The sequence below is a fragment of the Deinococcus radiophilus genome, assembly GCF_020889625.1.
GTDB lineage: Bacteria > Deinococcota > Deinococci > Deinococcales > Deinococcaceae > Deinococcus > Deinococcus radiophilus.
Genome location: NZ_CP086380.1, coordinates 16,285 through 29,140 on the forward strand (window position 1 = coordinate 16,285; position 12,856 = coordinate 29,140).

Sequence of the window (12,856 nt, forward strand, 5' to 3'; positions counted from 1 at the left end):
AGTAGCCTTTGCAACTGAGCGCCGCTGAGCGGTCCCAGATGCCGCCTGACCACCTGTCCAGCGCCGTTCACGGCCAAGGTGGTCGGAAAGGCACTGACCTGCATGGTCCCGGTCAGCGCTTCGCCGCCGGTGTGGGTGGTGAGGGTCAATCCCTCGCGCTGTAAAAAAGCCTGCACAGTCTGCGGACTCTCGCCCACGTTGACCAGCGTGACTGGTGCGCCCGCCGCCAGCTGGGCTTCCAGCAGCGGCAGTTCGGCGCGGCAGGGCCCGCACCAGGTCGCCCAGAAGTTCACGACCTGGCCCGGTGGTAGGGGAGTGGCAGGTCCAGTCTCGGTTGCCGAGACCGTTGCCAACTGGGTGGTCGGCAGCGTCAGGTCTGCTTGATTGGCAGGCTGCAACAGTAGCGGCAGGAACCCGGCCAGCACGGTCAGCCCCAGCGTGGGCCACGCCCCGGCAGGCCAGCGCCGCCCACTCAGTAGCCACAGCGTCAGTGCCCCGGCCAGCAACCCTGGCCCCCAGGCCCAGTCGCCCCGGTGCACATCCACAAGGTCCAGCAGGTTCTCGCTGAGGGGACGAGCGGCGCTTAGACCCGGCAGCGCCGCCCACAGCCGGGCCACCAGCAGCGTGACCAGCGCAGCCAAGTCAGCGTGTGGGAAGCGGGCCTGAGCGCTCCAGACCGCGTAGCCGAGCAGCAGGGTCAGGGCCGTCCAGCCGAGGTTCAGGGAGCCCAGGCTTAGGCCGTCGGGCGTCAGCATGACCTCACCATAAGCCATGAGGTGTTCAGGGACGGGATTCAGCAGCCTTGCGGCAAGCTATTCACTGGGCAAAAACTCAAATCAATCGGGCCACATCACCGTATCTTGACCCCTTTGCACGTTTGGCCTTGCGGGTTATTTTGCGTATAGTGGAATGTTGTGAAAGTCGCGTCCATATCATGTGATGCGTTGGACTTTCCCGGACCGATTCGCCTTATAGACCTTGGGCCAGTTTAAATGTTTGTCTAGGTAAGCTTTATTGCCAGGTGGCTGGCCCTGGAGTGGACTGTGCCTCCTGGATGGCTGCCAGTCTGCTCCGAAAGGAGTGACATGACCGAACCAACTGAACAGATGCACCCCAAGGGGAAGTTGCCCAGTCTGGGGTTGGCGCTGCTGCCCGTGGTGCTGACCTTGCTGATCCTGGGCCTGCAGATTTTTTACTATGGTGACTTTGCGCCGCACATTCCCCTGGCCATCGGCATTGCCCTGACGGGCCTGCTGGGCAATTACCTGGGCATCAGCTGGGCGGATGTACGTGAAGGCATTTTCCGGGTCATCCATGTGTCCATGCCCTCACTCGCCATTTTGATGGTGGTGGGGATGCTGATCGGCATCTGGATCGGCGCTGGCACTGTACCTACCCTGATTTATTACGGCCTAAATATCCTCTCGCCGCAGATTTTTCTGGTGGCCGCCATGCTGATCTGTGCGGTCATCTCGGTGTCGCTGGGAACCAGCTGGGGCACGGTGGGCACTGTCGGCCTGGCGCTGGTGGGCATCGGCGCAGGCTTTGGCATTCCGCTGGTCTGGACGGCCGGAGCGGTCGTGTCAGGAGCCTTTTTCGGGGACAAGCTCAGCCCCCTGAGCGACACCACCAATCTGGCCCCAGCGGTCACGGGCATCACCGTGTTCGACCACATCAAGAACATGCTGCCTACGACTATTCCGGCCATGTTGATCGCGCTCGCCATCTACGCTTTTGCGGGGTTCCAGATGGTCGGTGAGCAGGAAGTGTCTTTTGAGTCCATCCAGGGCATCACAGCGGCCCTGGAACAGAACTTCGTGATTTCGCCGCTCACCCTGCTGCCGGTGCTGGTGGTCCTGGGCATGGCCCTGCTGAAAAAGCCGCCGCTGCCCTCACTGTTTGCGGGTGCGTTGGTCGGCGGTGTGATTGCCATGACCATGCAGGGAGCGGATCTGCACAGCGTCTTCAACTATGCCCAGAACGGTTTCTCTATCGAATCCGGCAATGCCGAGATTGATTCACTGCTGAACCGGGGCGGCCTCCAGAGCATGATGTGGACCATCTCGCTGATGCTGCTGGCGCTGGGCTTCGGCGGAGCGCTCGAACGTACTGGGGTGCTGGAAAGCATCATCAATTCCATCGTGAGCCGTATCCGCCGCTTTGGGGCGCTGCAGGCCAGCGCCATCGGCACCGCCTTCGCGACCAACGTGGTGGCGGGCGATCCGTACCTGAGCATTGCGCTGCCGGGGCGGATGTTCGCGCCGGTCTACCGGGGCCTGGGCTACTCCACCAAGAACCTGGCCCGCGCTGTCGAAGAAGGCGGCACCCTGATGAGTCCGCTGATTCCCTGGAACGCTGGCGGCGCTTTTGTGATCACCGCGCTGGGCCTGGGCATCATGGACGGTCAGCTGCAAAACCTGATGTATATTCCGCTTTCGTTCGCCTGCTGGCTGTCGCCTCTGCTGGGGATGATCTACGGCTTTACTGGCCTGTTCAGCCCCAAAGCTACGGCTGAGGAACGCGCCGAGTGGCAAGCCCAGGGCGAATATGTCAAGGACGTGGAACTGGGCCAGACGGCCTCATAGCAAATGAAGTTCATAAGCAGCAGGCAAAAGGATCATTCACTCCTTTTGCCTGCTGCTGTTCATGCCTTGGTGGGAGCAAGCCTCAGTAGCTCGCCTGCATCATCATGATTTTGAGTTCGTGCGGGCTGGTGGCGGCCAGCATCGCTTCGTCCTCGTCCATCAGCCCGTCGGCCACCAGGCGGGCCAGGTGCTGGTCGAAGGTATGCATGCCACGCATGCCGCCCTCTTGCAGGGCCTGCTTGATCTCTTCTTGCTTGTCGGCGTCCTTGACGCATTCTTTGACGGTGGGCGTGCCCAGCAGGATTTCCATGCCCAGCACCCGGCCGCCTCCCTTGCGCGGCAGCAGGCGCTGGCTGACGATCGCCACCAGGCTTTCGCTGAGGCCCTGGCGAATCTGCTCGCGCTCGTGCGGCTGGAAAAAGTCGATGATGCGGTTGATCGAGCGCATGGCATCCTGGGTGTGTAGCGTGCTGAAGACCAGGTGGCCGGTCTGCGCCGCGCTCAGGGCGGCCTCCACCGTTTCCTTGTCACGCATCTCGCCGATCAGGATGATGTCGGGGCCCTGGCGCATGGCGGCCCGCAGCCCGTTGGAAAAGCTCTGGGTGTCGGCGCCCAGTTCGCGCTGCACCATCATGGCTTTCTTGTCGCGGTGCAGGGCCTCGATGGGGTCTTCCAGTGTCACGATGTTCACGGCGTCACGGGCGTTGATGTGGTCCAGCAGGCTGGCCAGCGTGGTGGTCTTGCCCGATCCGGTGGGGCCAGTGACCAGGATCAGCCCGCGCTCGTGTCTGGACAGCTCCTCAAAGACACTTTGCGGCAGGCCCAGCTGCTCGAAGGTGGGAATTGGCTTGTCCTCGATCACCCGCATAATCAGGCCCACACTGCCGCGCTGAAAGTAGGCGTTCACGCGGAAGCGGGCCATGCCAGGCAGCGAGTAGGCAAAGTCGGCGTCACGCTTTTCTAGAAAAGTCCCCCACATGACCTGGGTCGGCATCATCACCTGCGCGAAGTACTCCATCTGCTGCGGGGTCAGCCGCTCTTCACCGTAACGGATGATCTCACCGTCAATTCGCGCTGCTGGTGCGCTGCCTGCCCGCAGGTGAATGTCCGATGCCCCACGCTGCACCATCTCGGACAGCAGGGCATCGAACTGCGTTTTGATTTCAGGCGGGGCAGTATGGGCAGTCATAGCGCCAGAGTAGGCAGCGCGCTCTTACAGGGCCGCAACATGTCGGGCAGCACAATTGCTGCGTCTGGCCGGCCAGGAGAGAACTGCGGCGTTCCGGCCTCTGACCACCATTACTGCGGGTCTGGGTGGGCCTGGGTTTGGGCAGCCTGGGCCTGCCGCGCCTCGCTGATCTGGGTGGCCAGACCGGGAGCGCCCCACTCGTCGGCTTGGCCGCGCGGCGGGGTAGACAGTGCTGCTGGCAGGCCGCGGAGGTAACTGGCCTGTGCGATCAGGTATGCACTCAGCGGCGTGGTAATGAACTGAAATAGCAGCACCGCCAGCAGCCGCGTAAAAGCGCTCGGCTCGGCAAAGTCCACCGCCACACCCAAATAGATGCCTGCCGATCCCAGGGTGACCAGTTTGGAGCTGGCGTGCAGGCGGCTGTAGAGGTCCGGAAAGCGCAGCACGCCGATGGCGGCGGCCAGCACGAAAATGCTGCCGATCAATACGGGGATGTCACGCCACAGGTTGATGTCCCAGGCCGTCAGGGTGTGCGCAAGGTCGCCGTTCATTTCATCACCTGATTCAGCAGCAAGTAGCGGGCCAGCGCCACCGTACTCAGGAAGCCCAGCAGGCTGAGCACCAACGCGGCGTCCAACATCACCAGTAGGCCGGTCCGCACCCCGAACAGCACGAACAGGACCACCAGATTGACGCTCAGGAAATCGAAGGCCATGATGCGGTCCCCCCAACTGGGGCCGCGCAGCACCCGGAAGGCCACCAGTACGGCAGAGATCGCGACAATGGCCAGCGACAGGTCGATAATCATGCTGTTCCCTCCTCAGGGGGCAAGTGGTCGGGATCGGGGATGGGGTGCAGGATGTCCAGCAAGTAGCGCTCCACTTTCAGGATGCTCTCGCGGGCATCATCCGGGTCGGGAATACCGATGGCGTGGGCGTACATGACGGTGCGCTCAGGGTTGAAGCCCATCGCCACCGTGCCGGGCATCAGCGTGATGGTGGCGGCCAGCATGGTCTGCGAGGCTTCGCTGGTCAGCCGCAGTGGTACCGCCACGATCAGCGGCGAGAGCGGCGGGTGGCGGCGCAGCGCGAAACTGGCGACTTGCACGTTGGCGACGGTCAGTTCGCGCAGGAAAAACCACACGAAGCGGCCCACCGCCCGCAACCGGGCGATATACAGCTCGGTGCCCAAGGCTCTGGGGAAAAGTGTCAGGACCAGCAGGCCCACCAGAAAGCCGATCAGCAGTTCACGGGTGCCCAGCCGTCCGGCCAGCAGCGCCCAGACCACGGCCAGCAGCAGATTCAGTGTCAGGCCCCTCATGGGTTCGCCTCCGCAGGGGCCGGGTCGTGGGCCGGGTCATGTTCAATCTCCGCGCCCGCTTCCGGCGCTGTGAACTTGTAGTATTCCGGCGAGTAGGGGTCGGGAATAACCACCGGGTCAGTGCCCAGCACCGCGGTGCGGTAGCGCTCCGGGGTCTGGAGGTCGCGGCTCAGGTCAGCGGTATACGCCATCATGGGCCCAGCGCTCAGGGCAGTGAGGGCCACGGCGCCCATCGCCAGGTACAGGGCGGCCAGCTGACCAGCCGGGTTGGGGCGCAACTGGCGGTCACTGTGGCGCTTGCCCCAGAAGAAGGCCCGCCACATGTTCAGCATGGCGTACAGGATGATCAAAGAGCTGACCAGGGCGCTGCCCGCTGCGAGGTAAGCCAGCGGCGTGCCGACCTCCAGCACCGAAGCGATCAGCGCGAACTTGGCGATAAAGCCCCCGGTGGGCGGCAGACCCGCGATGGTCAGTGCTCCCAGCATAAAGAGGCCCGCCAGCAGGGGACGGTGTTCCAGCATGCCGCGCACGTTGACGTGGGTGGTGCCGGTGGCGCGCTCGGCCACGCCCGCCAGCAGGAACATGGCCGAGGTGACCGCCACGCTGACCCCGACATAGAACATGGTGGCGTTGAGCGCTTCCGGCGTCCCGGCACCCAGGCCCATCGCCATGAAGCCCACCGACACCACCACCACGAAGGCCAGGATGCGCCGCCATTCACGCTGTGACACCAGCCCCAGCGCCCCGTACAGCATGGTCACGGTGCCCAGAATCAGCAGGATGTTCTGCGCGATGTGCGGCTCGCCTACGAAGATGGTGTTGAAGGTGCGGGCCAGCGCGTAGATGCCCACTTTGGTCAGGATGGCGGCGAAAAAGGCCCCCGCTGCTGGCGGCACGGCTGGGTAGGTTCCCGGCAGCCAGAACCCCAGCGGAAACAGCGCCGATTTGGCCGAAAAGACGATCAAGAGCAGGATGCTGAAGGCCGTGACCACATGGTTGACGCCCAGCTCGGCGGAGCGCTGCGACAGGTGGGCCATATCCAGCGTGCCTATCAGGCCGTAGATCATGCCCACGGTGGCGACCAGCAGCGCCGAAGCGGTGAGGTTCATCACGATGTAGCGAAAGCCCTCACGCAGCTGCTCACGGGTGCTGCCCAGCACCGCCAGTGCGTAACTGGCGACCAGCATGACCTCGAAAGCCACGAACAGGTTAAAGAGGTCCCCGGTCAGGAACGAGATCTGCACCCCTGCGAACAGGAACTGCATCAGGGCGAAGAGGTGATGCCGCTCGCGCACCCGGTCGGGCATGGCGGCAGCGTACAGCACACTTAGCACGGCACTGATGGACGTGAGCAGACTCATCCAGGCGCCCAGGCGGTCGGCCACCATGGTGATTCCAAACGGCGCGGGCCAGCCGCCCATATTGGTGGTGAGAATCTGGCCGTGTCCGGCCTGAATCAGCAGGTAGACCGACGCCAGGAGCATCAGCACGGTGCCGACGATAGACAGACCCGCTTGTAGGGTGCGGCGCAGCGGCAGCAGCAACAGCAGGGCGGTGCCCAGCGGAATGATGATCGGGGCGGCGGTCCATCCGGTATCGGTTCCCAGGACAGGGGCCAGGGCAGACAAACTCATCGGGTGCCTCCTGTGTGGGGTTTATCCGGTGCGGTGTCCTGATCCTGAGTGTCCGCCACCGAGCGGAACTGGGGCCGGGCACTCAGGATGATCAGGTCAGCTGGGGTCGGTGCTTCTTCGTAATGCTCGGTATCGGGGATGTCGGGGCTGGGGTGTTCAGCGTCGGCAGGGCGGCCATCTGGGTTGCCCGGATCGTCGGCCAGGTTGTCGCCAAAGGCTTCGGCGTCGTCGTGTCCAGCAACCTGATAGGCCCGAATCGCCACCGTGAGCAGCAGCGCTGTGGTCGCAAATCCGATCACGATGGCCGTCAGGATCAGGGCCTGCGGCAGTGGGTCCACATAGGGTCCCGGCAAGCTGAGCAGCGGCGGTGATTCCTGGCCTAGGCCAGCCGCCGTCAGGATCGCCAGGTTCACGCCATAAGCGATAAACGACAGGCCCAGCGCCACCCGCACGATGACCCGCGAGAGCAGCATAAAGACCCCCGCACCCACCAGGACCCCGATCACCAGGGCAAACAGTGTTTCCATCAGAGGTCCTCCTCAACCCGTTCGGTCGGGTGAATGTCGATCAGTGCTTCGGCGATGGCCATGCCGCCGCCCACCACCAACAGGTACACGCCCAGGTCGAACAGCAGCGCGGTGGCCCACTCGAATTCTCCGGTAACGGGCGTGGTCAGATAACCGTAGTCGCTCTTGAGAAAAGAGCGTCCGGTCAGATAAGGCACCAGACCCGTGACAAAGGCGGTGGCCAGACCGACCGGAATCAGACGTGCAAAGTCGAATTTGAGCGGAGCGTGGCCGGTAGCGATGCGGTGCAGCAGCAGGGCGCAGACGGTCATGGCCCCACCCACAAAGCCCCCGCCCGGCAGCTGGTGGCCGCGCCAGAACAGCAACAACGCCAGCAGCATAATCAGCGCGAAGGCTGGTTGGGCCACGGTCCGCAGCACCGGGTCTTTGATGACCGACTGCGCCAGCACGGCGTAGTCACGGTCCGGCGCAGCACCACCGAGTTCCGGCACGTCGCGGCCCCAGGGGTGACGGCCTGGCCGCAGGGCATTTAGGGTGCGGCGGCGCAGGCCTGGCTTGGCTTCGGCGGCAGCCGTGTCCTGTGGGGTTGGTGTCTTGCTGGGGGCAGGCGGCGTCTGACGGCCTGCTTTGCGGGAGACCGACTGACCGGGACGCTTCTTTTTGCGGCTCATTCGGGACCTCCATTGCCGGACAGATTCTGACGGATACGGCTAAAGCCCCGCTGCCGTGGGGGTGTCTGCGGCTCCGGGGAAGACAGGGTGCCTTGCTCGATCAGGAGTTGGCGAATCCGTTCACGCTCCTGACGGGTCGGAATCAGGGCCATGTTGCTGGTCGGGTCCGCCGCTTCGGCCTGCTGTGAGTTGCTGCCCGTCTGGCCGCGTTTGCCTACGCGCACCAGGGCCAGCACGGCCAGGCTGACCATGCCCACCACGGCCAGGCTGACCATGCCCACCACGATGATTTCACCCAGGGTATCGAAGCCACGGAAATCCACCAGGGTCACGTTCACGACGTTGTTGCCGCCACCGCCCTTGTAGGAGTAAGCCAGGTGATAGGGCGAGATCTTGTCGGCCAGGCTCGGCTGACTGGCCAGGACGAACACCATCGTGCCCAGGCCCGCTGCCGCTGCGATGGTCAGGTCGGTCACGTACTGCGCGCGGGTACGTGGCAGGTCACGTACGCCCGGCAGGTAGCGGAAGGCCAGCAGAAACAAAATCACCGTGACGGTCTCGATGACCATCTGGGTAAGGGCCAGGTCGGGGGCGCGGAAGGCCAAAAAGGCCGCGGCGGTCCCAAATCCGGTCAGGCCCATCAGCAGCACGGCGGTCAAACGGTTGCGGGCCAGCAACACACCCACTGCCCCGGCAATCAGCAGGGTGACGATCAGCAGCAGGCTGAGCGAGAAGTCGAAATCCAGCGCGAAAGGCTGGGGAGCGCGCAGCAGCACGAAGGCCACGATCAGGCCCGCCGCGATCAGGCTGAAGCGCAGTTGGCTCGGCAGCGCCAGGCCCTGGGTCCGCAGGATGACGGCGGTGGCGGTGATGTCCAGCCACTCCCGCAGGCCATAGTAGGCCGTATTCGCGTTCCAGCCTGGTGTCAGGCGGCGCTGCATGGCCGCGAACTCATCGCGGCGCCACCACACGAAGGCCCCAATGGCCCAGGTGACCAGCGTGGCGATCAAGGCTGGAGTGATACCGTGCCATAGCGATAGGTGCGCGCCGTGTTCGGAAAATTGCAGGGCGTTTTCGGCGGTGCGGGTCAGCCGCTCGGCGCTGGCGGGCCACACCCCGAACAGCACCGCAGCGCCCACCAATGGAATGATCGGGGCCAGGATGGCATCCGTGGGACGCTCGGGGCGCTGGTCACCGGGATGTTCCAAGCGCCCAGAAAAGACCGACATGAAGCGGACCGTATAGGCCAGGGTCAGCGCACTGCCTACGACGGCCACCAGCAAGAAAGGAACGCCGTGATGCAGCATCGCCTCGTAAAACAGCTCCTTGGACACGAATCCGCCCAGTGGCGGAATACCCGCCATGCTGAGGGCCGCGAGCAAGGCCAGCACGAAAGTCACCGGAAAGACCCGGCGCAGACCGCTGAGCTTGGGGATTTCGCGGGTGCCGGTTTCGTGGTCGATGATGCCCACCACGAAGAACAGCGCGGCCTTGAACGCGGCGTGGTTCAGCAGGTGTGTGGTGGCACTGAAACGGCCCTCAGGGTCAGCCAGGCCATACAGGCTCATCAGCAGGCCCAGCTGCGAGATGGTGGAAAAGGCCAGCAGTGCTTTGAGGTCGGTCTGACGCAGGGCCAGGTAGCTGCCCCAGGTCATGGTGGCCAGGCCCAGCGGTACGATGATGGCCGACCACAGCGGATGACCGGCGAACAGCAGCCCGAATTTGGCGACCAGAAAGACCCCGGCTTTGACCATCGTGGCCGAATGCAAAAAGGCGCTGACTGGAGTAGGCGCTTCCATGGCCGTGGGAAGCCACAGGTGAAACGGCAACTGTGCCGATTTGGTAAAGGCGGCCAGCAGGGTAAGCAGCATGGCAGGCACGAAGAGGGGCGAGGCCTGCAGCGCCGCCAGATCAATTTCGGACAGGTTGTAGCTGCCCCCAGCGGCGCCGATGAGGGCAGCGGCGGCCAGCAGGCCCAGGCCGCCCATTGCGGAAACCAAAAAGGCTTTGATGGCCCCGTCACGCGCGGCGGCGCGGGCGTGCCACAGGCCAATCAAGAGAAAGGACGTGATAGAGGTCATTTCCCAGAAGCCGAACAGAGCGATCAGGTTGTCGCTGAGGACCAGGCCCAGCATGGACCCACCGAACAGCAGCAGATACGCGTAAAAGCGGGCGAAGCGCTCCTTGCTGGACAGGTAGCTGACCGAGTACAGGCTGGCCAGCGTGCCGATCACACCGATCAGGACGGCGAACAGCAGCGAAAAGCCGTCACCCCGGAAGGCCAGGTCCAGCCCCAGGGTAGGCACCCAGGGCCACCGCTCGTACAGCGGCTCGGCGGCGGGCATGCCGGACAGCGGCACCGCCAGCAGCAGCGCGGGCAGGAAGCCCAGGGCCGCCAGATACCCGGCGCGGCGGCCCAGGTGCAGTCCCGCCCAGGCGACGATGGCCGCCATCAAAAATGGAAAAAGAACGGCGAGGGTCAGTGACAAGGGCGGCCACCTTCCCTGGGGGCCAGCCCGCAGCCGGGCAGGTGGGTCGGGTCAGTCAGGATATGGATGTTCATGGCCCTCCTCTAAGAGATAAAAGTTGAAATTCTGGGGTGGAGTGCGCCAGGTGATGCCGGGGCTGGGCGCTTCAAAGGCAGGCAGGCGGGTCCAGCAGGAGCCTGGAGCCGTGGTGCCGCCGCAGGTCGGAGCGGTGTTGCAGTTCAAATGCTGCATAAATACTAAGGCAGACCGTAGGCTCAGACGCTGAAAGGGAATCTGCACAGTGCGGCCACCCCGTGCTCCCTGACCCTGCCCCCCCGCAGTGCCGTGTCGTCTGCGCCGAGCAAACGTCTCAAGGTGTTCGGGTCCCAGCGAAACCGGAAAGCACCTGACCGGAGTCCAGTCTAACAAGTGGAGGTCGGTGGCTGCATTTTTATCTCTACTTTTGACTTTTCGGTTTGCCGTCTGCGCCACTGCCTCTGGTCTGCTGCGGCTCTAACCTGATGACCTATGGTTGACCTGCCCCATTCTCCTGCTTACGGCCTGGTCTGCCTGACCGTCGGCCCCGAAGTGCGCTTCCGCACCGTGACCCGCACCCGCTACCTGGCCCTGAGTGACGCGGACAAGCGGGCCAAACTCTACGATCTGTACGCCAGCAACATTCAGCGCCTGCACGTCGCCGCCGGGTTCTGCGCGGCGCGGGGCATCCGGCTGTACCGCCTCAGCTCCAGTCTCTTTCCGATGCTGGACCTGCGGCATGGGGGCGTGGACGACCAGATTTCCGGGGAGGTGTTCGCCGAGCTGAGCGGCGAGCTGCGGGCGGCAGGCGCGGCGTTCCAGGCGGCGGGCATCCGCACGCTGATGCACCCCGAGCAGTTCATCGTGCTGAACAGTGAGCGTCCCGAGGTGCGTGAGAGCAGTCTGCACGCGCTGGGCATTCACGCACGCGTGATGGATGCGCTGGGTCTGGAGCGCAGCCACTGGAATATCCTGCTGCTGCACGGCGGCAAAGGCAGGCGCGGGGCTGAGCTGGCTGCCCTGATTCCCGACCTGCCAGACGGCATCCGCACCCGGCTGGCGCTGGAAAACGACGAGCGGGCGTATGGCCCTGCCGAGCTGCTGCCGGTCTGTGAGGCCACCGGGACGCCGTTTGTCTTTGATGCACATCACCACGTCGTGCGCGAGCGCCTGCCAGACTACGAAGACCCCAGCGTGGCGGCCTGGACAGCGCGGGCGCGGGCCACCTGGCAGCCTCCCGAGTGGCAGCTGGTCCACCTGAGCAACGGGATAGAGGGACCGCATGACCGCCGTCACTCGTACCTGATCACCGACTTGCCGAGCAGCTACGCCGGCGTGGAATGGATTGAGGTGGAGGCCAAGGGCAAAGAGGAGGCAGTGGCGGCGCTGATGGCTGGGCAGTAAGGGGTAGCCATCAACGTCGCTGTGCTGGTCCGGCGCTATGCTGGCCCTACGCCAGAGCGTTGTCCCCGGTTTAGGGGGCGCGCCGGGGGGCGTCTACGATGCCCCAGTCTAGGTCACTGTTCGGGAAGCCCGGGAAGAAGTCGGTCTGTCCGTCAGGCTGACCCGCGGGGTGGGCGTTCACATGTTGCAAGGCGGCGGCTGGCCCGAGGTGTGTGCTTCTAAAGCGCGAAGGCCTCAGCGCTCAGATGGAACTTACGCCCAGCCTGGACTTTGGAGAACTGCGCTAGGGATTAACCCCCCGGCCAGCACGTCACCTCATCCGCTCCGTCCGGCCATACGGCCTCCAGCTTCAGCCGCTGGCCCTCCAGCCACAGCTCCCGCAACGGGACCACGCCCACGCCGCTGCCGCAGACCCAGGCGCGGGAAATGGAGGGCAGTTCGGCCAGACGGACAGGGCGCTCGGTGAAGGGCTGATCCCGCAGCCGGGCTTGTTGCAAGAAATGAGCGCGGGTCACGCTGGGCAGGCCACCCGCCGGTACGACCCATTCTCCGCCCAGCTCCAGCAGCGGCGCGGTGCGGCTGCCGTCGGCCAGGGTGTCCCCCAGCCGCAGCCACCCCTCGAACGCACCTGCTGCCACCGCTTCGGCCCCGGCGAGGCGGTAGGGGAGGTAATTCCCGGTCTTGTGGGCCGCCAGTTGCGGGTGAACCTGCCAGTCGGTCAGCCTGACCGTCACGCCCGCCTCTGGCCTCGGCCCCGGCGTCAGCGGCGCGTGGCTGTGGTACAGCCCCCCCTCGCTCAGTGTGAGACGCAGCAGGCCCCACGGCAACGGCCCCAGCGCGGGCGGCTGCGGCAGGCCGGGGTCCGGCAGGCCCAGCAGCTTTGCGGTCCCCGCCAGCCGCGCCAGATGCTCGGACCACAGCAGCGCTCGGCCACGGCGGGTGCGGATGGTGGTAAAGGCAGTGGCCCCGTGCAGCGCCGCCGGCGTGCTCAGCTGCGGGGGCAGGGGAGACAGCTCCGTCAT

At 64.8% G+C, this 12,856-nt stretch carries 12 protein-coding genes and 1 pseudogene; 2 read left to right on the forward strand and 11 right to left on the reverse strand.

Annotated features, from left to right (window positions below; translation table 11 throughout):
* Nucleotides 1–35 precede the first annotated feature (35 nt).
* Nucleotides 36–773: pseudogene (locus tag LMT64_RS00075) on the reverse strand (TlpA family protein disulfide reductase); the annotation flags it as partial.
* Nucleotides 774–1,085: 312 nt separating this feature from the next.
* Between LMT64_RS00075 and nhaC the strand changes: the two are divergent.
* Nucleotides 1,086–2,585: a Na+/H+ antiporter NhaC gene (gene nhaC / locus LMT64_RS00080; protein ID WP_229253236.1), complete on the forward strand. Its 1,500-nt coding sequence runs from the start codon at nt 1,086–1,088 to the stop codon at nt 2,583–2,585.
* 82 nt (nt 2,586–2,667) lie between these two features.
* Here the strand turns inward: nhaC and LMT64_RS00085 are convergent, their stop codons facing one another.
* The 9 genes from LMT64_RS00085 to LMT64_RS00125 all read right to left on the reverse strand — a co-directional run bounded on the left by LMT64_RS00085 (nt 2,668) and on the right by LMT64_RS00125 (nt 10,646).
* Nucleotides 2,668–3,774, reverse strand: a complete 1,107-nt coding sequence (locus tag LMT64_RS00085; protein ID WP_229253237.1) for a PilT/PilU family type 4a pilus ATPase — start codon at nt 3,772–3,774, stop codon at nt 2,668–2,670.
* 110 nt (nt 3,775–3,884) lie between these two features.
* Complete coding sequence (gene mnhG / locus LMT64_RS00090; RefSeq protein WP_126351942.1) at nt 3,885–4,325, reverse strand: monovalent cation/H(+) antiporter subunit G; 441 nt, start codon at nt 4,323–4,325, stop codon at nt 3,885–3,887.
* Nucleotides 4,322–4,582: a monovalent cation/H+ antiporter complex subunit F gene (locus LMT64_RS00095; RefSeq protein WP_126351943.1), complete on the reverse strand. Its 261-nt coding sequence runs from the start codon at nt 4,580–4,582 to the stop codon at nt 4,322–4,324. The genes mnhG and LMT64_RS00095 overlap by 4 nt, the downstream gene beginning before the upstream one ends.
* On the reverse strand, nt 4,579–5,094 hold the full coding sequence (locus LMT64_RS00100; protein ID WP_126351944.1) for a Na+/H+ antiporter subunit E: 516 nt from the start codon (nt 5,092–5,094) through the stop codon (nt 4,579–4,581). The genes LMT64_RS00095 and LMT64_RS00100 overlap by 4 nt, the downstream gene beginning before the upstream one ends.
* Nucleotides 5,091–6,728 (reverse strand): proton-conducting transporter transmembrane domain-containing protein, encoded by a 1,638-nt coding sequence (locus LMT64_RS00105; protein ID WP_126351945.1) that lies wholly within the window; start codon nt 6,726–6,728, stop codon nt 5,091–5,093. The genes LMT64_RS00100 and LMT64_RS00105 overlap by 4 nt, the downstream gene beginning before the upstream one ends.
* Nucleotides 6,725–7,255: a sodium:proton antiporter gene (locus LMT64_RS00110; RefSeq protein ID WP_126351946.1), complete on the reverse strand. Its 531-nt coding sequence runs from the start codon at nt 7,253–7,255 to the stop codon at nt 6,725–6,727. Before LMT64_RS00110 ends, LMT64_RS00105 begins: the two co-directional genes overlap by 4 nt.
* On the reverse strand, nt 7,255–7,926 hold the full coding sequence (locus LMT64_RS00115; protein ID WP_126351947.1) for a Na(+)/H(+) antiporter subunit B: 672 nt from the start codon (nt 7,924–7,926) through the stop codon (nt 7,255–7,257). Before LMT64_RS00115 ends, LMT64_RS00110 begins: the two co-directional genes overlap by 1 nt.
* Nucleotides 7,923–10,415, reverse strand: coding sequence for a hydrogen gas-evolving membrane-bound hydrogenase subunit E (mbhE, locus tag LMT64_RS00120; protein ID WP_324295861.1), 2,493 nt, complete (start codon nt 10,413–10,415; stop codon nt 7,923–7,925). The genes LMT64_RS00115 and mbhE overlap by 4 nt, the downstream gene beginning before the upstream one ends.
* A 51-nt stretch (nt 10,416–10,466) precedes the next feature.
* Nucleotides 10,467–10,646 carry a hypothetical protein gene (locus tag LMT64_RS00125; RefSeq protein WP_229253238.1) on the reverse strand — a complete coding sequence of 60 codons (180 nt, stop codon included), beginning with the start codon at nt 10,644–10,646 and terminating at the stop codon, nt 10,467–10,469.
* A 276-nt stretch (nt 10,647–10,922) separates the two neighbouring features.
* Between LMT64_RS00125 and uvsE the strand changes: the two genes are divergently transcribed.
* Nucleotides 10,923–11,834 carry a UV DNA damage repair endonuclease UvsE gene (gene uvsE / locus LMT64_RS00130; RefSeq protein ID WP_126351948.1) on the forward strand — a complete coding sequence of 304 codons (912 nt, stop codon included), beginning with the start codon at nt 10,923–10,925 and terminating at the stop codon, nt 11,832–11,834.
* A 290-nt stretch (nt 11,835–12,124) separates the two neighbouring features.
* Here uvsE and LMT64_RS00135 read toward each other — a convergent pair whose 3' ends face one another.
* Nucleotides 12,125–12,856, reverse strand: a complete 732-nt coding sequence (locus LMT64_RS00135; RefSeq protein WP_126351949.1) for an aminotransferase class IV — start codon at nt 12,854–12,856, stop codon at nt 12,125–12,127.

What these genes read in the sequence shown, in the direction of transcription:
- uvsE (WP_126351948.1), top strand. Translation starts at nt 10,923, where the DNA reads ATGGTTGACCTGCCCCATTCTCCTGCTTACGGCCTGGTCTGCCTGACC.
- LMT64_RS00100 (WP_126351944.1), bottom strand. Translation starts at nt 5,094, where the DNA reads ATGAGGGGCCTGACACTGAATCTGCTGCTGGCCGTGGTCTGGGCGCTG.
- LMT64_RS00095 (WP_126351943.1), bottom strand. Translation starts at nt 4,582, where the DNA reads ATGATTATCGACCTGTCGCTGGCCATTGTCGCGATCTCTGCCGTACTG.
- LMT64_RS00085 (WP_229253237.1), bottom strand. Translation starts at nt 3,774, where the DNA reads ATGACTGCCCATACTGCCCCGCCTGAAATCAAAACGCAGTTCGATGCC.
- LMT64_RS00125 (WP_229253238.1), bottom strand. Translation starts at nt 10,646, where the DNA reads ATGCAGCATTTGAACTGCAACACCGCTCCGACCTGCGGCGGCACCACG.
- nhaC (WP_229253236.1), top strand. Translation starts at nt 1,086, where the DNA reads ATGACCGAACCAACTGAACAGATGCACCCCAAGGGGAAGTTGCCCAGT.
- LMT64_RS00135 (WP_126351949.1), bottom strand. Translation starts at nt 12,856, where the DNA reads ATGACGGAGCTGTCTCCCCTGCCCCCGCAGCTGAGCACGCCGGCGGCG.
- LMT64_RS00105 (WP_126351945.1), bottom strand. Translation starts at nt 6,728, where the DNA reads ATGAGTTTGTCTGCCCTGGCCCCTGTCCTGGGAACCGATACCGGATGG.
- mnhG (WP_126351942.1), bottom strand. Translation starts at nt 4,325, where the DNA reads ATGAACGGCGACCTTGCGCACACCCTGACGGCCTGGGACATCAACCTG.
- LMT64_RS00110 (WP_126351946.1), bottom strand. Translation starts at nt 7,255, where the DNA reads ATGGAAACACTGTTTGCCCTGGTGATCGGGGTCCTGGTGGGTGCGGGG.
- LMT64_RS00115 (WP_126351947.1), bottom strand. Translation starts at nt 7,926, where the DNA reads ATGAGCCGCAAAAAGAAGCGTCCCGGTCAGTCGGTCTCCCGCAAAGCA.